Annotated in this window: 19 protein-coding genes; 12 read left to right on the top strand and 7 right to left on the bottom strand. The window is 71.7% G+C overall.

The window, feature by feature from the left end:
* Window positions 1–19: 19 nt before the first annotated feature.
* Window positions 20–445 carry a D-aminoacyl-tRNA deacylase gene (dtd, locus tag ABZ840_RS15020; RefSeq protein WP_361558960.1) on the bottom strand — a complete coding sequence of 142 codons (426 nt, stop codon included), beginning with the start codon at window positions 443–445 and terminating at the stop codon, window positions 20–22.
* Between the two features lie 409 nt (window positions 446–854).
* Between dtd and ABZ840_RS15015 the strand changes: the two genes are divergently transcribed.
* The 5 genes from ABZ840_RS15015 to ABZ840_RS14995 all read left to right on the top strand — a co-directional run bounded on the left by ABZ840_RS15015 (window position 855) and on the right by ABZ840_RS14995 (window position 5,091).
* Window positions 855–1,397 (top strand): ABC transporter substrate-binding protein, encoded by a 543-nt coding sequence (locus ABZ840_RS15015; RefSeq protein ID WP_361558957.1) that lies wholly within the window; start codon window positions 855–857, stop codon window positions 1,395–1,397.
* A gap of 63 nt (window positions 1,398–1,460) precedes the next feature.
* Window positions 1,461–2,453, top strand: a complete 993-nt coding sequence (locus ABZ840_RS15010) for an asparaginase (RefSeq protein ID WP_361558954.1) — start codon at window positions 1,461–1,463, stop codon at window positions 2,451–2,453.
* An 89-nt stretch (window positions 2,454–2,542) separates the two neighbouring features.
* Complete coding sequence (locus ABZ840_RS15005) at window positions 2,543–3,787, top strand: GNAT family N-acetyltransferase (protein WP_361558951.1); 1,245 nt, start codon at window positions 2,543–2,545, stop codon at window positions 3,785–3,787.
* A 90-nt stretch (window positions 3,788–3,877) separates the two neighbouring features.
* On the top strand, window positions 3,878–4,309 hold the full coding sequence (locus ABZ840_RS15000) for an ankyrin repeat domain-containing protein (RefSeq protein WP_361558948.1): 432 nt from the start codon (window positions 3,878–3,880) through the stop codon (window positions 4,307–4,309).
* A gap of 218 nt (window positions 4,310–4,527) precedes the next feature.
* Window positions 4,528–5,091: an NAD(P)H-dependent oxidoreductase gene (locus tag ABZ840_RS14995; protein WP_361558945.1), complete on the top strand. Its 564-nt coding sequence runs from the start codon at window positions 4,528–4,530 to the stop codon at window positions 5,089–5,091.
* 29 nt (window positions 5,092–5,120) lie between these two features.
* On the opposite strand, the gene ABZ840_RS14990 is transcribed toward ABZ840_RS14995, so the two are convergent.
* The gene (locus ABZ840_RS14990; protein WP_361558942.1) at window positions 5,121–5,702 is read right to left on the bottom strand and encodes a TetR family transcriptional regulator; all 582 of its coding nucleotides are present in this window, start codon (window positions 5,700–5,702) and stop codon (window positions 5,121–5,123) included.
* A gap of 130 nt (window positions 5,703–5,832) precedes the next feature.
* Between ABZ840_RS14990 and ABZ840_RS14985 the strand changes: the two genes are divergently transcribed.
* Window positions 5,833–6,246, top strand: a complete 414-nt coding sequence (locus ABZ840_RS14985) for a VOC family protein (protein ID WP_361558939.1) — start codon at window positions 5,833–5,835, stop codon at window positions 6,244–6,246.
* Between the two features lie 237 nt (window positions 6,247–6,483).
* Here ABZ840_RS14985 and ABZ840_RS14980 read toward each other — a convergent pair whose 3' ends face one another.
* The 3 genes from ABZ840_RS14980 to ABZ840_RS14970 form a co-directional block, all read right to left on the bottom strand.
* Window positions 6,484–6,891 carry an RNA-binding S4 domain-containing protein gene (locus tag ABZ840_RS14980; RefSeq protein WP_361558936.1) on the bottom strand — a complete coding sequence of 136 codons (408 nt, stop codon included), beginning with the start codon at window positions 6,889–6,891 and terminating at the stop codon, window positions 6,484–6,486.
* A gap of 52 nt (window positions 6,892–6,943) precedes the next feature.
* Window positions 6,944–7,930 (bottom strand): aldo/keto reductase, encoded by a 987-nt coding sequence (locus tag ABZ840_RS14975; protein WP_361558933.1) that lies wholly within the window; start codon window positions 7,928–7,930, stop codon window positions 6,944–6,946.
* Between the two features lie 244 nt (window positions 7,931–8,174).
* On the bottom strand, window positions 8,175–8,933 hold the full coding sequence (locus ABZ840_RS14970) for a class I SAM-dependent methyltransferase (RefSeq protein WP_361558930.1): 759 nt from the start codon (window positions 8,931–8,933) through the stop codon (window positions 8,175–8,177).
* 190 nt (window positions 8,934–9,123) lie between these two features.
* Here ABZ840_RS14970 and ABZ840_RS14965 point away from each other — a divergent pair, with 190 nt between their 5' ends.
* From ABZ840_RS14965 to ABZ840_RS14955, 3 genes are all read left to right on the top strand, one after another.
* Complete coding sequence (locus ABZ840_RS14965; protein WP_361558927.1) at window positions 9,124–9,618, top strand: helix-turn-helix transcriptional regulator; 495 nt, start codon at window positions 9,124–9,126, stop codon at window positions 9,616–9,618.
* A gap of 28 nt (window positions 9,619–9,646) precedes the next feature.
* Window positions 9,647–10,300 carry a hypothetical protein gene (locus ABZ840_RS14960; RefSeq protein ID WP_361558924.1) on the top strand — a complete coding sequence of 218 codons (654 nt, stop codon included), beginning with the start codon at window positions 9,647–9,649 and terminating at the stop codon, window positions 10,298–10,300.
* A gap of 102 nt (window positions 10,301–10,402) precedes the next feature.
* Window positions 10,403–10,747 (top strand): DUF2516 family protein, encoded by a 345-nt coding sequence (locus tag ABZ840_RS14955; RefSeq protein WP_361558921.1) that lies wholly within the window; start codon window positions 10,403–10,405, stop codon window positions 10,745–10,747.
* Window positions 10,748–10,775: 28 nt separating this feature from the next.
* Here the strand turns inward: ABZ840_RS14955 and ABZ840_RS14950 are convergent, their stop codons facing one another.
* Together ABZ840_RS14950 and ABZ840_RS14945 are read right to left on the bottom strand one after the other, a co-directional pair.
* Window positions 10,776–12,197, bottom strand: coding sequence for a SpoIIE family protein phosphatase (locus ABZ840_RS14950; protein ID WP_361558918.1), 1,422 nt, complete (start codon window positions 12,195–12,197; stop codon window positions 10,776–10,778).
* A gap of 348 nt (window positions 12,198–12,545) precedes the next feature.
* A complete protein-coding gene (locus tag ABZ840_RS14945; protein ID WP_361558915.1) occupies window positions 12,546–13,592 on the bottom strand; it encodes an NlpC/P60 family protein in 1,047 nt (348 codons plus the stop codon).
* 399 nt (window positions 13,593–13,991) lie between these two features.
* Here ABZ840_RS14945 and pstS point away from each other — a divergent pair, with 399 nt between their 5' ends.
* The 3 genes from pstS (at window position 13,992) to pstA (ending at window position 17,283) form a co-directional block, all read left to right on the top strand.
* The gene (gene pstS, locus ABZ840_RS14940; protein ID WP_361558912.1) at window positions 13,992–15,113 is read left to right on the top strand and encodes a phosphate ABC transporter substrate-binding protein PstS; all 1,122 of its coding nucleotides are present in this window, start codon (window positions 13,992–13,994) and stop codon (window positions 15,111–15,113) included.
* Window positions 15,114–15,208: 95 nt separating this feature from the next.
* Complete coding sequence (gene pstC / locus ABZ840_RS14935) at window positions 15,209–16,204, top strand: phosphate ABC transporter permease subunit PstC (RefSeq protein ID WP_361558909.1); 996 nt, start codon at window positions 15,209–15,211, stop codon at window positions 16,202–16,204.
* Window positions 16,201–17,283, top strand: a complete 1,083-nt coding sequence (pstA, locus tag ABZ840_RS14930) for a phosphate ABC transporter permease PstA (protein WP_361558906.1) — start codon at window positions 16,201–16,203, stop codon at window positions 17,281–17,283. Before pstC ends, pstA begins: the two co-directional genes overlap by 4 nt.
* Window positions 17,284–17,294: the final 11 nt, after the last annotated feature.

Genomic DNA, 17,294 nt, shown 5'->3' with positions numbered 1-17,294 from the left:
CGCGGCCCGCCGGGCCGCCTCAGACCTCCAGGAGCACCGTGAACGGGCCGTCGTTCGTCAGTGAGACCTTCATGTCCGCGCCGAACCGGCCCGTTTCCACCTGCGCGCCGAGCGTCCGCAGCTGCGCGACGACCTCGTCGACGAGCGGCTCGGCGACCGGCCCCGGCGCCGCCGCGTTCCAGGTGGGGCGGCGGCCCTTGCGGGCGTCCCCGTACAGCGTGAACTGGCTGATCACCAGCAGCCCCGCGCCCGTGTCCGAGCACGACTTCTCACCGTCGAGGATGCGTACCGACCACAGCTTGCGGGCCAGCTGGGCGGCCTTCTCCGGGGTGTCGTCGTGCGTCACGCCGACCAGGACGCACAGGCCCTCTCCCACGACCTCGCCGACGGTCTCGCCGGCCACGTCGACGCGTGCGCCGTTCACCCTCTGCACCACTGCTCGCATACCGCCATGATGCCGGTCGCCACCCCACACCACCCCAGGGGGTGCGGGGTGCTTTACCACCCGGACAGCCCAACCGCGCCGCCCGCCGTACCCCCACACGGACCGTTCGCGGGCCAATGACCCTGCGCGCGCACCTCTCGCAGTGGCACGATGCCTGCACGCGGTGCGCGGGACCACGTGGCTCCGGACCGCGCCGCACGAGGGGACGGACACACGCATGAGCACCGCCGGCACCGGGCAGACATCCTCCGGTTCCGTACCTTTTGCCCGTACATCCGCCCAAGGGGCAGCGGCGGTCTCCGCGCGCGGGCCCCAGCCCCTGCCGACGACGATGTCCACGTCCCGGCCCGAGCCGCCGCCCCCGCCCGGGCGCCCGGCGCGGCCCGGCGACCGCACCGAGGATGGCCCCATGCTCCCCGCAGGCCCGGCTCAGCCCCGCCCTCCGCTGCAACGCGACCGCTTCCGTCCGGCTCCCCGGCCCGACCTCTCGGGCCTCGGCCTGCCCGAGATCCGCAAGCTGCGCCGGGACGCGCAGCAGGAGGAGGCCGACCTCAGCTACGTACGGCGGCTGCTCCAGGGCCGGATCGACATCCTCCGCGCGGAGGCCGCCCGGCGCGCGGCGCCCCAGACCACGGTCCTGGACCGGCTGCCGGAGATCCTGACGGACGGGCCCTCGCGGCACCGCTCCTCGGCCCGGCACGTGACGGTCGGGACGCCGCACAGCGAGGAGTACCGCCGGCTGGCCGAGGACATGCTCGGCGAGGTCGAGCTGTCCGACCTGGGGGCGCGCACGGACGCCGAGCTGCGGGAGGCGATGGGCCGGCTGGTCCAGTACGAGCAGCAGGTCTCGCTGCGCCGCCAGTCGCTCCAGCGCACGGCCGACGATTGCAGCGCGGAGATCGCCCGCAGGTACCGTGAAGGGGAAGCACAAGTAGACGACCTGCTCTCCTGATCCGGCGGTCCCCCGCCGTCCGGTCCTCGTGGGAGGCGGGTCCGCGACCCCGGAAGGCCCGCGATGACCTCCTCCGCCGACACCCCCGGTGCGATAACCGAGCAGCAGCCGTCCCTCCCGCCCGTGCTCGCCGAGGTCGTCCGCTCCGGCTTCGTCGAGGGCGTGCACCGCGGCTCGCTGGTCGTCCTGGCCGCGGACGGCAGCGTGGACCTGGCCCTGGGAGACGTGGCCGCGCCGGTCTTCCCGCGCTCCACGAACAAGCCGATGCAGGCCGCCGCGATCCTCCGCGCGGGCCTGGACCTCTCCGGCGAGCGCCTGGCCCTGGCTGCCGCCAGCCACTCCGGAGAAAGCTTTCACCTCGATCTCGTGCAGAAGATGCTCGCCGAGTACGACCTCGCCCCCGAGCAGCTGCAGACCCCGCCCGACCTGCCGCTCGACCCGGCCGAGGCGGAGAACTACCTGGCCGCCGGCAAGGTCCGCGACCCGCTGACCATGAACTGCTCCGGCAAGCACACCGCGATGCTCGCCGCCTGCGCCGCCAACGGCTGGCCCCTGGAGAACTACCTCGATCAGCACCACCCGCTCCAGCGGCTGGTCCTGGAGGCCGTACGGGACGCGAGCGGCGAGGCCGTCGACCACATCGGCACCGACGGCTGCGGCGCGCCCCTGATGGCCCTCTCGCTGACCGGCCTGGCACGCGCGTACCGGCACTTCGTCCTGGCCGCGCCCGGCACGCCCGAGCGCCGGGTGGCGGACGCGATGCGCGCCCACCCGGAGTACGTCGCGGGCACCCGCCGCCCCGACACCTGGCTGATGCGGGAGATCCCCGGCGTGCTGTCGAAGATGGGCGCCGAGGCCGTACAGGCGCTGGCGCTGCCCGACGGCCGCGCGCTCGCCTTCAAGATCGACGACGGCGCGACCCGCACGCTCGGCCCGATACTCGCCCGCACGCTGCGCCTCATGGGCGTCGATGCCCCGGTCCTCGACCGCATCGCGGACGTCCCGCTGCTGGGCGGCGCCGAGCGCGTGGGCGAGATCCGGGCGGCGGCGTTCTGAATCGGCGGCCGGCGCGCTGACGTTCGCGCCCCCGCGGCACGGCGTTAATCCGGGCGACAACCCGTCAGGACGGTGGCTAGCGTACGCACATGAGCCTTGAGGTGCGCGCGGTCGACGAGGCGGAGTTCACCGGCTGGATGGAGGCGGTGGCCACCGGCTTCACCCGGCCGCCGGGGACGCTGACCAAGGAAGAGCTCGAATTCCGCCGCGGCGGCGTCGACTTCGCCCGTCTGCAGGGCGGTTTCGACGACGGGCAGTGCGTCGCGACCTTCCGCAGCTTCGCGCAGGAGCTGACCGTCGTGGGCGGCGCCCGGGTGCCGGCCGACGCCGTGAGCCAGGTGACCGTCTCACCCACGCACCGCCGCCGCGGCCTGCTCAGCCGGATGCTCGAGCGGGACCTGGCCGCGGCGCGCGAGCGCGGCGAGGCGGTGGCCACGCTGATCGCCGCGGAGTACCCGATCTACGGGCGGTACGGCTTCGGGCCCGCCACCCACTTCACCGAGTGGCGCATCGACGTGGCCCGCGCCCAGCTCGGCCCCGGCCGCCCGGGAGCGGAGAGCGGCGGCCGGGTGGAATTCGTGAGCCCCGCCGAAGTGCGCGCCCTCGGCCCGGCCCTGCACGACCGCTTCCGGGCACAGCAGCACGGCGCCGTCTCGCGCGACGCGCGCTGGTGGCAGCTCGCGACCGGCGAGGTCCAGTGGCCGGCGCTGGAGTGGAAGGACCCCTTCCATGCCGTGTACCGGTCGGCGTCCGGCGAGGTCGACGGTCTGGTCACGTACACCTGTGACGACCGCTGGGAGCAGAAACAGCCCGAGCAGACCGCCTACGTCAGAAAGCTGATCGCGGTCAGCCCGGAGGCCGAGCGCGCCCTGTGGCACTTCCTGTGCTCGATCGACTGGGTGTGGCACGTACGGACCGGGGAGCGCCCACCGGACGACACCCTGCCGCTGCTGCTCGGCGACCCGCGCGCCGCGAACATCGAGGAGCACGCCGACTACCTGTGGATCCGCCCGCTGGACGTACCGCGCCTGCTGGCGGCGCGGACGTACGCCGTACCGGGATCCTTGGTACTGGAGGTGGCCGACGCTGCCGGGTACGCCGCCGGCCGGTACCACCTCGACGCCGGGCCCGCGGGCGCCACGTGTACGTCCACGACGCGCTCAGCCGATCTCACCCTGGACGTACGCGACCTGGCCTCGCTGTACCTGGGCGACGAGTCGGCCACGCGACTCGCGGCGCTCGGCCGCATCCAGGAGGACCGGGCGGGAGCGCTGGCCACCGCGGACGTACTGCTGCGGGCCGCGCGGCGGCCCTGGTGCCCGGACATGTTCTGAGGCGTCCTGCCGCCGACTCGCCGCCCGCGGCCCTGGCCTGCATAAAGTGGCGGGTGCAAGCGCACACCACGAGAGCAGGAGGCCGACAGCATGAGCGAGACGACCCCAGGCGCGCAGGGGCCCGAGTCGATCGAGCACGCGCACGACCCCGAGGTGCTGCAGCTGGCGGCCAAGGTCTTCGACCTGGCCCGGCGGGGCGACACCGACACCGTCGCCGCCTACGTGGACGCGGGGGTGCCCGCCAACCTCACCAACGACAAGGGCGATTCACTCGTCATGCTGGCCGCGTACCACGGCCACGAAGCGACCGTCGAAGCCCTGCTCCAGCGCGGCGCGGACGCCGACCGGCCCAACGAGCGCGGCCAGACCCCGATCGCGGGCGCCGTCTTCAAGGGTGAGGACGCCGTCGTACGGCTCCTCCTCAGCCACGGCGCCGACCCGAACGCGGGCACGCCGTCGGCGGTCGAGACGGCCCGCATGTTCGAGAAGAAGGAGCTGCTCCAGCTGTTCGGCGAGGGCTGAGGGGCGAGGGCTGAGGGGCGGGGGCTGAGAAGCGGGGGCTGAGGAGTGGCCTCGGGGCGGGTGCACGACAGCCGCCCCTCGGAGGCGGGTGCACATCCGGAGGCGGGTGCGCATCCGGCATGGCGCCCGATCACGATCACGCTTGACCTCAAGTTTTATTGAGGTTTTAGCGTCGTCTCTGCATTCGCCACCACACCTCATTCCAGAGAGGCATGTTCATGTCTGCAGAGACGCTCCACCTCGCCGTCATCGTCGCCAGCACCCGGGAGGGCCGGTTCGCGCCCGTCGTCGCGGACTGGTTCACCGGGCACGCGGCGGCCCGGCCGGACCTCGGCGTGGACGTCCTGGACCTCGCCGAGATCCAGCCGTACGCGCTGCGCGGCGGGCCCGACGCGGAGGCGTTCGCCAAGCGCGTCGACGCGGCGGACGCCTTCGTCGTGATCACCCCGGAGTACAACCACTCCTTCCCCGCCCCGCTCAAGCACGCCATCGACCTGCTGCACGCGGAGTGGCAGGCCAAGCCGGTCGGCTTCGTCTCCTACGGCGGGATCTCCGGCGGCCTGCGCGCCGTGGAGCAACTGCGCCTGGTCTTCGCCGAACTGCACGCCACGACGGTCCGCGAAACCGTCAGCCTCCCCATGGCCGGCCAGCTCTTCGACGGCCGGGGCCGGCTGCACGCCCCGGAGGGCCCGGACCGCGCGGCCGCCGTCCTGCTCGATCAGCTGACCTGGTGGGCCCACGCCCTGCGCGACGCCCGGCTGGCCCGGCCTTACGGGGCCTGAGGGGACGGCGGGACGACGGGACGGGGCGGCTAACGGTCGTCGCCCGGGATCACCCGGTCCACCAGGGCAGCGATCAGCCCGTCCGTCTCCTCGCCCGGCACCACACCCGGCAAGGTGAGCTGCTCCAGCATCAGCCCCGTCATCGCGAGGTACATCAGCATCACCGCCGTACGGTCCCCCGGCAGCCCGCCCTCCTCATGGAAGCGGATGTCGTCCTCCAGCACGCCCCGCAGGGTGGCGGTCAGCTCCGCGCGCAGCTCGGGCCGCCGGGTGGCCTCCAGACGCAGCTCCAGCATCGCGAGGTAACCGGTGCGGTTCGCGGTCACCCGGCGGTTGATCCAGCCCATCAGCTCGGTCACCAGCTCACGCCCGTGCGGCGCCTTCATGACCTCGGTGACCTCGTCCGGGTCCGGCGCGATGCGCTGGTGGATCTGCCCGGTGACCTGCGCGAGCAACGCGTCCCTGCTGGCGAAGTAGTTGGAGGCGGTGCCCTTCGGCACGGCCGCCTCCGCGTCCACGGCGCGGAACGTCAGGCCGCGCGCACCGTCCCGCGCCAGCACCTCGATCGCCGCGTCCACCAGCGCCGTACGCCGCTCCGGATTGCGCACCACCGGCACCCTCCTCGCAATTCCCTGCAATTCCCTTGCAACCACTACACCCAACGTACTACAACTAGAGTACTTCGAGTCACTACAAGCGGAGTGGTTGGTGGCACCGTGCCACCGACCGGGAGGGAACCGCATGCGCTTCGAAAAGCTCGGCATCGCCGTACTCAGCGACGACACGGCCGCCAGCAGCCGCTTCTACACCGACCACTTCGGCTTCACCCAGGTCGCCGACCTCGGCTGGTACGTCAGCCTGCACCATCCCGAACACCCCGCGTACGTCCTCGACTTCGTCCAGCGCGGCCACGAGAGCATGCCGGCGGGTTTCCGCACCCAGGACACGGCGGGCCTCTGCCTCGCCTTCCTCGTCGCGGACGCGGCAGCCGAGGAGGCCGCACTGCGCGCCCGGGGCGTACGCATCACCGAGCCGCTGCGCGACGAACCCTGGGGTCAGCGCCGCTTCAACCTCGAAAGCCCGGAGGGAATCCTCATCGAAGTCCTCCAAACCATCGAGCCGGACCGGGAGTGGATGGCGGCGAATGGGGGGTGAGGCGCCGGCTTGGGAGGTGAGGCGTCCGCTTGAGGGGTGAGGCGCCGCCTTGGGAGGTGAGGCGCCGCCTTGGGAGGTGACCGTTCCCTTGGGGGGAGAGACATTCCCTGACGCTGCCCCTCGGGGGCCCCTCCCCCCCCGCCCCCACCCCTCCCCCATATAAAGCCTCAGGTCGGCCCAGCCCCCGCCGACGACCCAAGACTCACCACTTCGGTCGCCTCACGACTCCGCTACGCCTCACGACTTCGGTTCGTCGCCGGGAGGCGCGGGCGGGCGGCTCCACAGGCGTTCCATTTCGCGGCGGTCGCGCTTGGTCGGGCGGCCCGCGCCCCGGTCGCGGATCGGGACTTGCAGGGCCGTCTCGCGCGGGGGCGGGGGTGGGCTGTTGTCGACGTAGCACTCGACCGCGACCGGCGCGCCGACTCGCTTCTTCACGAGCCGTTTCACGACCACGATCCGCTCGCGTCCGGCGTGCCGCAGCCGGACCTCGTCGCCGTTCCGTACGCCGTGCGCCGCCTTCACGCGCTCGCCGTTGACCCGCACGTGGCCGCCCCGGCAGGCCGTGGCCGCCGCCGATCTCGTCTTCATGAGCCGCACGGACCAGATCCAGCTGTCGATCCGCACGCTCCCCTCGTCCTCACTCATGTCCCCGACTTTACGGCGGCACGGCGGGCGGCGCGGTGGCCTGTGGAAAACCTCAGCGGTTGACGAAGGCCAGGCTCGACTCGTCGTAGCGGGTGCCGGCGACCGCCTCGGCCGGGGCGACGGCGTCGATGGCGGCAAGCTCGTCGGCGGACAGCCCGACGGCGACCGCGGCGACGTTCTCCAGCAGGTACTTCTCGCGGCGCGTGCCCGGGATCGGCACCACGTCGGCGCCCCGGTGCTGCACCCAGGCCAGCGCCAGCTGCCCGGCGGTGACGCCCTTTTCCACAGCCAGCTCGTTCAGCTTCTCGACGATGGCGAGGTTGCGCTCCAGGTTGCCGTCGGCGAAGCGCGGCTGGGTACGGCGTACGTCGCCCTCCGCCATCCCCTCCACGGACGTGTACCGGCCGGTGAGGAAGCCGCGGCCGAGCGGCGAGAACGGTACGAGGCCGATGCCCAGCTCCTGGCAGACCGGCGCGATCTCCTGCTCCAGGTCGCGCGTCCACAGCGACCACTCGCTCTGCAGCGCGGCGATCGGGTGCACCGCGTGCGCCCGCCGGATCGTCGCGGCGCTCGCCTCGGAGAGGCCGAGGTGCCGCACCTTGCCCGCCGCGACCAGCTCCGCCATCGCCCCGACGGTCTCCTCGATCGGCACCTCGGGGTCGACGCGGTGCTGGTAGTACAGGTCGATGTGGTCGACGCCGAGCCGGCGCAGCGAGGCGTCGCAGGCCTGGCGTACGTATGCGGCGTCGCCCCGGATCGCGGTCGGCTCGCCGAGCTTGTTGGCGAAGCCGAACTTGGTGGCGATCACCGCCCGGTCGCGGCGGTCGGCGACGGCCCGCCCGACCAGCTCCTCGTTGTGCCCGGCCCCGTAGAAGTCGGAGGTGTCCAGGAGGCTGACGCCGAGGTCGAGGGCGCGGTGGATGGTCGCGATCGACTGCGCGTCGTCCGAGGCGCCGTACCCGTGACTCATCCCCATGCAGCCCAGGCCCTGGGCGGAGACGGTCAGATCGCCGAGCTGTCGAGTGGGGATGCCGGTCATGCGCGTAACCTCCTGGAAGTGCCCCGTCCCCCGTGGGCGAGGACCGTGTCGGGCTCACGTCAGGGACGGTAGGAGTTGGAGCGCACTCCAAGTCAAACCCCTTGGAGGCAGGGGGCGTCGGGCTGCTGTCTCCCCGACTCGCGCGCCTCGTAAAGCAGAACTCGTCGCCTCCCCGACTCGCGCGCCTCGTAAGCAGAGCGCGACGTCACTCCGGCTCGCACACCTCGGAAAGCAGGCCGCGTCGTCACTCCGGCTTGCGCGCCTCGAAGAGGGAGCGGGTGGAGTGGGCGACGAACGGCCCCTCGGCCCGGATCTTTTCGTGCAGTTCGCGCAGCCGGTCGCGGTACTGCTCGACGGTGAAGCCGGGCACCATCCAGATCACCTTGCGCAGGAAGTAGACGACCGCGCCGATGTCGCGGAACTCCATGCGCAGCCGCTCGAACCGCAGGTCGGTGATCTCCAGCCCGGCCGCCTCGGCCGCCGCGCGCTCGTCGTCGGGGTGGCGCCCCCGCCGGGCCTCGGGCTGCGGTCCGAGGAAGTATTCGACCAGCTCGAAGACGCTCTCGTGCGCCACGTGCTGGGCGAAGTACGTGCCGCCGGGGCGCAGTACGCGGGCGATCTCCGCCCACCAGATCGTTGCCGGGTGCCGGCTCGTCACCAGGTCGAACGCGTCGTCGGCGAAGGGCAGCGGCGGCTCGTCCGGGTCGGCGACGACGACCGCGCCGAGCGGGTGCAGCAGCCGGGTGGCCTTGGTGACGTTCGGCTGCCAGGACTCGGTGGCCACCATCACGGGTGGCAGCTTCGGCGCCCCGGCGAGCACCTCGCCCCCGCCGGTCTGGATGTCCAGTGCGGCCGACGCGTCGGCCAGCCGCTCCCCCATCAGCCGCTGGTACCCCCACGAGGGCCGCGCCTCGGTCGCCCGCCCGTCCAGCCAGGAGAAGTCCCAGCCCGCCACGGACACGTTCGCCGCCTCGGCCACCAGATCGTCAAAACCGCGCTCCATCCCTGCATCCTCGCGCCGCTCCCGATCAGCGGCAAACGATTTCCGTACGCGGACGGCCGGACGGCGACCGGCCGCGCGCCGACCGGTCTGACAGTGACCGAGCGCCCGGCGCGACCGGCCGCACATGACACGGAACACTTTTGCTAGCGGCTGCTTGCAAAAGTTAGCGAACGGAGGCACGATCGGAGACATGGCATCACTCAACGTCGGCAATCTCGGGGAGTTCCTGCGGGAGCAGCGGCGCAACGCGCAGCTGAGCCTCCGGCAGCTCGCCGATGCCGCCGGGGTGTCCAACCCGTACCTCAGCCAGATCGAACGGGGTCTGCGCAAGCCGAGCGCGGAGATCCTGCAGCAGCTGGCGAAGGCCCTGCGGATCTCGGCCGAGACGCTGTACGTCCAGGCGGGGATCCTCGACGAACGACGGGACCCGGACGGCCTGGAAGTGCACAGCGCGATCCTGACCGATCCGGCCCTGAACGAGAAGCAGAAGCAGGTGCTGCTGCAGATCTACGAGTCGTTCCGCAAGGAGAACGGCTACAGCTCGGACGTCGCACGCGCCGAGGGGCTGGACCTCGACCGCCCCGCGCCGGAAGGCGAGCACGGCGGCGACGACGAGCGGCACGGCGGTACGGGCAAGGGCAAGAAGGGCACCCGTGGGGCCGACGGCGAACCGCACGCCACCTGAGCAATCCGATTCCAGGAGGAAGAACGGCATGGCCATCACCGACGACATCGTCAAGAAGGTGACCGACCCCACCCCCCTGTACGCCCTGGCCGGCACCGCGGATCTCGCGAGCGAGAAGCTCAAGGAGGTGCCGGGGCTGGTGGAGCGGCTTCGCGCCGAGGCGCCCAAGCGCTTCGAAGAGGTGCGCTCCACCGAGGCCAAGGCCGTGCAGGACCGCGTGTCCAAGCAGGCCAAGGAGGCCCAGGACAAGTTCTACGAGCTGCTCGGCTCCCTGGACACCGACCTGAAGAAGATCCGCGAGCAGGCTCAGGACCTCGCGCTGCAGGGCGTCGGCCGGGCGGCGGAGTACGCCGTCAAGGCCCGCGAGACCTACGACGAGCTGGCCGAGCGCGGGCAGCGCGCCGTGCAGACCTGGCGCGGTGAGGTCGCCGAGGAGGTCGAGGAGCTCGCGGTCGCGATCGAGCCGGAGCCCAAGACGGAGCCGAAGCCGACCGAGGCCAAGGCCACGGAGACCAAGCCGGCCGCGGTCAAGAGCGAGCCGGCGAAGGCCGGGGAGAGCAAGCCGGCCGCCGCCAAGGCCGGTACGGAGGCCAAGCCGGCGTCGGCAAAGAAGACGGCGCCGACGGCGCCCGCCGCCCGCAAGACCACGACGGCGAAGAAGACCACGCCGCCGTCGAAGTGAGCGACGGACCAACGGAGCGGGCCGGGCACGCTGGACGTGCCCGGCCCGTTCTACCGGTACGGTGACGAGGACAGTCCGACAGTCAACGGGTGGTGGAACGGCGTGCTGATCCAGGGGTTCAACAATCTGCTGTGGCTGCTTTCGCTGGCCATGCTGGTCTTCAGCGGGTTCGCGTTCATCGATTCCGCCATCCGCCGCGAGGACGCCTACCGCGCCGCCGACAAGAAGACCAAGCCGTTCTGGCTGATCATTCTGGGCTTGGCGACGCTGGTGAACGTGCTCTTCGGGATCATGTCGTTCCTGCCGATCATCGGTCTGATCGCGACGATCGTGTACATGGTCGACGTCCGGCCCGCGCTCAAGCGGGTCTCCGGCGGCGGCAAGGGCCCGCGCCGCGGCGGCTCCAGCTCCGACGGCCCGTACGGCCCGTGGAACGGCGGCCGCTGAGCCCCTGACGGGCCCGGCCCCGGCGGGGTCAGCCCCACGCCTCCCCGCGGTCCAGCAGCAGCACCGCGAGGTCGTCGGTCAGCTCGCCGCCGTTGAGGTCACGCACCTCCGTGACGGCGGCGTCGAGCAGCGCCTCCCCGCGCAGCCCCGCGGCCATCTTGGCGGCGACCAGATCGACCATGCCGTCCTGCCCGAGGCGCTGATTGCCGTCCCCGACCCGGCCTTCGATCAGGCCGTCGGTGTACATCAGCAGGCTCCAGGCGCCGCCCAGCGTCACCTGATGGCGCGGCCAGCGGGCGCGCGGCAGCAGGCCGAGCGCGGGGCCGCCGCTCTCGAACGGCAGCAGGCGCGGCGCGCGGCCGGCCCTGGCCAGCAGCGGTGCCGGGTGGCCCGCCATGCAGACCCCGGCGTTCCGTCCGTCCGGCGCGATGTCCACGGTGCACAGCGTCGCGAAGATCTCGTCGTTGTCCCGCTCGTTCTCCAGCACCCGCTGCAGGGTGGAGAGCAGTTCGTCGCCGCACAGGCCCGCGAAGGTCAGCGCGCGCCAGGCGATGCGGAGTTCGACGCCGAGGGCCGCCTCGTCGGGGCCGTGCCCGCAGACGTCGCCGATCATGGCGTGAACTGTTCCGTCCGGTGTGCGGACGGTGTCGTAGAAGTCTCCGCCGAGCAGGGCGCGGCTGCGCCCGGGCCGGTACCGGGCCGCGAAGCGCAGGTCGGAGCCGTCCAGCAGGGGCGTGGGCAGCAGCCCACGCTCCAGCCGGGCGTTCTCCTGGGCGCGCAGCCGGGACTCGGTGAGCTGGCGCTGCGCGAGGTCGGCGCGCTTGCGTTCCACGGCGTAGCGCACGACCCGGCTGAGCACCGTGGCGTCGAGCTGGTCGCGGGGGAGGTAGTCCTGGGCCCCGACGCGTACCGCCTCGGCGCCGCGCTCCGCGTCCGCCTCCGCCGTCAGCGCGAGGACGGCGTGGCGCGGGGCGAGCCGCAGGACCGCGCGCAGCGGCTCCAGCTCGTCCGGCGTCCCGGCCTCCTCGGCCTCGGCGCGGCTCTCCCGGTCGCCGGGCTCCCGCGCTTCCTGGCTCGGCATGGCCGCCAGGTCGAGCAGGACGCAGTGCACGTCGTCGGTGAGCAGCCGCTGGGCCTCGGTGAGGTTGCGGGCGGTGCGGACCCTGACCTTGTGGCCCTGGCCGTCGGACATCTCGGGGACGGAGCTGGTCGGGTCGTCGCCGATCACCAGCAGGGTCAGCCCGTGGCTGCCGTTCCCGGCCGCGGCCGGGCGCAGGGCATCAGCGGGGCCGGGGGCCGGGGCGGTGGGCTCGGTGTCCGCCGGGGCGGTGCCGTCGTGCGGGCGCGCGGCGTCCCCCTGCGCCGGGCACGCGGGCTCGGGCGCGCCGTTCAGCGGGCCTGCCGCCTGGGGCAGCACGGCCGTGCGCTCACGCGGACCGGGTACGGACATGTCCTCTGTTTCCTTCCCTCCCCCCGAGGGTGCGGCGGCGGTGACCGACCGGCGCACCACCGTGCCCGGTTCCGCGCCGCTCATTGGTCGGTACGAGCGGTGCGCCACCGGGCACTGGAAGGCGACCTTAGCGCCAGTACGGGCCCGTACGGAATGGCGTACAGCACGCCGCCAGGGGCATATACCGGGGTGGGGAAGCGTTTTGGCCGTCCCCGGGAGAAATGCGGAATGACGAACATCACTCCCGGGCACACGCTGGGCTACCGGACGGTGACGGGGTTGTTTCGGCCGGATGCCGGAATCGCCGGGCGGCCACGGCACGCACGCGCCGCGCTCCGGCGCGTCGACTCAGGCCTTCGCGTCCGGCCGTACGACGCCCAGAATCCGCATCGAACCGGCCCCCGCGACCGTCACCTGCCGGCCGGGCCGCGGGGCGTGCACGATCGCCCCGTCGCCGAGGTACATCCCCACGTGGCTGGCGTCCTCGTGATAGATGATCAGGTCGCCGGGGCGCATGTCGTCGATGTCGATACGGCGCAGCTGCCGCCATTGTTCCTGCGAGGTGCGCGGAATGGTCCGGCCGGCGGCTTCCCATGCCCGCATGGTGAGTCCGGAGCAGTCAAAGGTGTCCGGGCCCTCCGCGCCCCACACGTAATTCTTGCCGATCTGCGCGGTGGCATAGGAAATGGCCTTTTTCCCCTGTGCGGACGCGTCCCCGCCGATCTCCCGCAGAATTCCGGAGTCCAGCCATTTCGTCTGCGCACGGTGGGCGCGGTCCTCTTCCAGCTTCTTCAGCCGCTCCTTTTCCTCGGCCTTCAGCTGTGACTCGATCCGTTCGGCGGCGTCGATCTTCTTCTCGATGTCCTTCTTCGCCGCGGCCTTCTTCTTGCGTTCCTTCTCCAGCCTGTCCCAGCGCTCGGTGGCGTCCTGGGCGTAGCCCTGCAGGTCGTCCTCGGTCCGCGCCAGTTGCCCCAGTACGGTGCGGACCGCGTGCTGTCCCTTGCGGGCGAGCGTGGCGTTGTCGAGGAACCCCTCCGGGTCCTTGTTCAGCATCAGTTTCGCCTCGGCGGGCAGTCCGCCGCCCCGGTACTGCGCGCTGGCCAGCGAGCCGGCCCGCTTCTTGAGCCGCTTGCGCCGCTCCTGGGTGCTGACGATGTTCTTCGCCAGCTTCACGATCTCCTTCTGCTGGCGCTCGACCTGCTCCTTGGCGCCGTTGTAGGCGTCGGTGGCCCGCTCGGCGCGGCGGTAGAGGTCGTCGATGCGCTGGCGTACGTCCTCCAGGTCCCGCTTGCCGTCGGGGGCCGGGTCGGCGTACGCCGCCGGGGCCGCGCCCACCAGGACGCCCGCCACGCACAGCACCACGGCCGCGCGGGCCGCCGCCGCGCCTCGTCCCACGTTCCGCCGTTCCACCGGGCCCACGGGCCACCTCCGGTCACTCGCCGTACGCCTCGTCCGGGCGCGAGCGCACCGCCCTGGGGCGGGTCTCAGGCGCGGATGCTGCCATACCGGTCGGTAATACAGAAGAGCAGCGCACTACTTCTTCCGGGAGATCACCGCTCGGCACGGTGCGGAGCGGGCAATACCGGCCGCACCCGTCCGACGGCCGAGGTTCACCCCTCGTTCACTCTCCTCCATCGACGCCTTCACCTGATCTGCCTAATTTCAGCCTTACCGAGTGCGCGTCGTGCCCCGGAGGCGGACGCCGCACCGCATAGCTGGACATCTCTCACCTGATTCATTTCACGGCCCAGCACGCCACTGACCACGGCGGGCCCCAGGAAGGAACCTTCGACAGTGAAGCTTCAGCGCAAGAACCGGGTTCGCGCCCTCGCGGTTGGCGCTCTCGCCGTCTCCGGAGCCCTGGCCCTCTCGGCGTGCGGCTCGGACGACACCACCGGCGGCCCCGGCGCCTCGTCCGCGAAGGCCGCGAACATCAAGTGCGACGGCAAGGGCAAGCTGCTCGCGTCCGGCTCCTCGGCACAGAAGAACGCCATGGACGTCTGGGTGCAGAACTACTCCGGTGCCTGCAAGGACACCGAGATCAACTACCAGCCCACGGGCTCCGGCGCCGGCATCACCACCTTCCTCCAGGGCCAGACCGCCTTCGCGGGGTCCGACTCGGCGCTCAAGCCCGAGGAGGTCGCCAAGTCCAAGAAGATCTGCAAGGGCGGCGAGGCCATCAACCTGCCGATGGTCGGCGGCCCGATCGCGGTCGGCTACAACGTCCCGGGCGTGGACAACCTGGTCCTGGACGCCGAGACCCTCGGCAAGATCTTCGACTCGAAGATCACCAACTGGAACGACCCGGCGATCAAGAAGCTGAACCCGGGCGTCAAGCTGCCGGACCTGAAGATCCAGGCGTTCCACCGCTCGGACGACTCCGGCACCACCGACAACTTCACCAAGTACCTCAAGGGCGCCGCGCCCAAGGCGTGGCCGCACGAGCCCGCGAAGACCTGGGAGGGCAAGGGCGGCCAGGCGGCCTCCGGCTCCTCCGGCGTCTCCTCGCAGGTCAAGCAGACCAGCGGCGCGATCTCCTACTTCGAGCTGTCCTACGCGACGGCCGGCAAGATCGACACGGTCAAGCTGAACACCGGTGCCCAGAAGCCCGTCGAGGCCGACGTGGAGAACGCCTCCAAGGCCATCGCCGAGGCCAAGCAGGTCGGCGAGGGCAAGGACCTGGCCCTGGACCTGAACTACACCACCAAGGCCGAGGGCGCGTACCCGATCACGCTGGTGACGTACGAGATCGCCTGCGACAAGGGCAACAAGGCCGAGACCCTGCCCGCCACCAAGTCCTTCCTGACCTACCTCGCCAGCGAGGACGGCCAGGCCACCCTCAAGGAGCAGGGCTACGCGCCGCTGCCCACCGAGATCGCCGACAAGGTCCGCAAGGCCGTCTCGTCGCTCTCCTGACCCACCGGGCGGCGGCCGGCGCACCACGCGCAGGCCGCCGCCCGTCCGGTGCACCGCCGCCTGGAGCCCACCGGCTCCGCAGACCGGAGAAACCCATGGATACCTCAGCGATACCCCAGAACCCACCCCCCGCAGCGCCCGCAGAGCCCTCCGCGGTCAGCGGCAAGTCCGTACGCCCCGGTGACCGTGTCTTCCTCGGTCTCTCGCGCGGCTCCGGCATCGCGCTGCTGGTGATCATGGCCGCCATCGCGGCCTTCCTCACCTACCGCTCGGTCCTCGCCATCCAGGGCGACAAGGCCAACTTCTTCACCACCTTCGAGTGGGACCCCAGCGGCGCCGAGCCGAAGTTCGGCATCGCCGTCCTCGCCTTCGGCACCGTCGTCAGCTCGATCATCGCGATGGTCATCGCGGTCCCCGTAGCGGTCGGCATCGCGCTGTTCATCTCGCACTACGCGCCGCGCAAGCTGGCCTCGCCGCTGGGCTACGTCATCGACCTGCTCGCCGCGGTCCCCAGCATCATCTACGGCCTGTGGGGCGCCCTCTTCCTCGTCCCGCACCTGAGCGGCCTGTACAGCTGGCTGGACGACTACTTCGGCTGGACCGGGATCTTCAGCTACTCCCAGGGCGCAGCGCGCTCGCTGTTCACCGTCGGCATCCTGCTGGCGATCATGATCCTGCCGATCGTCACCAGCGTCAGCCGCGAGGTCTTCCTCCAGGTGCCCAAGATGCACGAGGAGGCCGCGCTCGCCCTCGGCGCCACCCGCTGGGAGGTCATCCGCATGTCGGTGCTGCCCTTCGGCCGCTCCGGCATCATCAGCGCCTCGATGCTGGGCCTGGGCCGCGCGCTCGGCGAGACCATGGCCGTCGCCACGGTCCTCTCCCCCAGCTTCCTCATCGGGCTCAGCCTGCTGGACCCGGGCGGCGGCACGTTCGCCCAGAACATCGCCAGCAAGTTCAGTGAGGCGGACACCTTCGGCCAGGACGCGCTGATCGCCTCCGGCCTCGTCCTCTTCGTCATCACCCTGCTGGTCAACGGCGCGGCCCGCCTGATCATCGCCCGCCGCAAGGAGTACTCGGGGGCCAACGCATGAGTAACGTGATCACCGAGAAGCGTCCCGTGGCGGACAGCGCACCGCTGCCCCCCGTCTCCCTCCGGCAGGCCCGGCTGCCGCGCTGGTCGCCCCCCGTCTTCGCGCTCGCCGCGCTCGCCGCGGGCGTCGGCATCGGCCTCGGCGCCGGCCTGGACAGCAAGATCCAGTGGGGCCTGATCGCCGCACTGCTCTTCATCGTCGGCACGTACGCGGTCGCCGCGAAGGTCGAGGGCGCCCGGCAGGCCAAGGACCGGCTGGCCACCAGCCTGGTCTGGATCGCCTTCCTGCTCGCCGTCCTCCCGCTCGCCTCCCTGATCTGGGAGACCGTCGCCCGCGGCAGCAAGGTCCTGGACGTCTACTTCCTGACCCACTCCATGGGCACCCTGCCGGACGCCATGGTCGGCGGCGGCATCAACCACGCGATCACCGGCACCCTGCAGCAGGTCGGCCTGGCCACCCTGATCGCCGCGCCGATCGGCCTGCTCACCGCGATCTACCTGGTCGAGTACGGGCGCGGCAGGCTCGCCAAGGCCGTCACCTTCTTCGTCGACGTCATGACGGGCGTCCCCTCGATCGTCGCCGGCCTCTTCGTCCTGTCGGTGTGGATCCTGATCCTCGGCTTCGGCCCCTCCGGCTTCGCCGGCGCCATGGCCCTGGCCATCCTGATGATGCCGGTCGTGGTCCGCTCCACGGAGGAGATGCTCAAGCTGGTACCGAACGAGCTGCGCGAGGCCTCCCTCGCCCTCGGCGTACCGAAGTGGCGCACCATCCTCAAGGTCGTCCTGCCCACCTCCATCGGCGGCATCACCACCGGCGTCATGCTGGCCATCGCCCGGATCACCGGCGAGACGGCCCCGGTGCTGCTCCTGGTGTGGGGCGCCAAGACGATCAACAACAACCCCTTCGAAGGCGCCCAGCAGTCCCTGCCGCTGTACGTGTACCAGCAGTGGCAGCAGGGCTCCGACGCGAGCTACGACCGCGCGTGGGCCGCGGCCCTCGTCCTCATCGCCTTCGTCATGATCCTCAACCTGGTGGCCCGCGGCATCGCCCGCTGGAAGGCCCCCAAGACCGGCCGTTAAGGCACCCGATG

It is taken from the genome of Streptomyces sp. NPDC047117, assembly GCF_040643545.1.
GTDB lineage: Bacteria > Actinomycetota > Actinomycetes > Streptomycetales > Streptomycetaceae > Streptomyces.
This window is presented reverse-complemented; position numbering and strand designations above follow the sequence as displayed.

Bases quoted from the DNA above. Each gene is read 5' to 3' on its own strand.
- dtd (WP_361558960.1), bottom strand. From the start codon at position 445: ATGCGAGCAGTGGTGCAGAGGGTGAACGGCGCACGCGTCGACGTGGCC.
- ABZ840_RS15015 (WP_361558957.1), top strand. From the start codon at position 855: ATGCTCCCCGCAGGCCCGGCTCAGCCCCGCCCTCCGCTGCAACGCGAC.
- ABZ840_RS15010 (WP_361558954.1), top strand. From the start codon at position 1,461: ATGACCTCCTCCGCCGACACCCCCGGTGCGATAACCGAGCAGCAGCCG.
- ABZ840_RS15005 (WP_361558951.1), top strand. From the start codon at position 2,543: ATGAGCCTTGAGGTGCGCGCGGTCGACGAGGCGGAGTTCACCGGCTGG.
- ABZ840_RS15000 (WP_361558948.1), top strand. From the start codon at position 3,878: ATGAGCGAGACGACCCCAGGCGCGCAGGGGCCCGAGTCGATCGAGCAC.
- ABZ840_RS14995 (WP_361558945.1), top strand. From the start codon at position 4,528: ATGTCTGCAGAGACGCTCCACCTCGCCGTCATCGTCGCCAGCACCCGG.
- ABZ840_RS14985 (WP_361558939.1), top strand. From the start codon at position 5,833: ATGCGCTTCGAAAAGCTCGGCATCGCCGTACTCAGCGACGACACGGCC.
- ABZ840_RS14980 (WP_361558936.1), bottom strand. From the start codon at position 6,891: ATGAGTGAGGACGAGGGGAGCGTGCGGATCGACAGCTGGATCTGGTCC.
- ABZ840_RS14975 (WP_361558933.1), bottom strand. From the start codon at position 7,930: ATGACCGGCATCCCCACTCGACAGCTCGGCGATCTGACCGTCTCCGCC.
- ABZ840_RS14970 (WP_361558930.1), bottom strand. From the start codon at position 8,933: ATGGAGCGCGGTTTTGACGATCTGGTGGCCGAGGCGGCGAACGTGTCC.
- ABZ840_RS14965 (WP_361558927.1), top strand. From the start codon at position 9,124: ATGGCATCACTCAACGTCGGCAATCTCGGGGAGTTCCTGCGGGAGCAG.
- ABZ840_RS14960 (WP_361558924.1), top strand. From the start codon at position 9,647: ATGGCCATCACCGACGACATCGTCAAGAAGGTGACCGACCCCACCCCC.
- ABZ840_RS14950 (WP_361558918.1), bottom strand. From the start codon at position 12,197: ATGTCCGTACCCGGTCCGCGTGAGCGCACGGCCGTGCTGCCCCAGGCG.
- pstC (WP_361558909.1), top strand. From the start codon at position 15,209: ATGGATACCTCAGCGATACCCCAGAACCCACCCCCCGCAGCGCCCGCA.
- pstA (WP_361558906.1), top strand. From the start codon at position 16,201: ATGAGTAACGTGATCACCGAGAAGCGTCCCGTGGCGGACAGCGCACCG.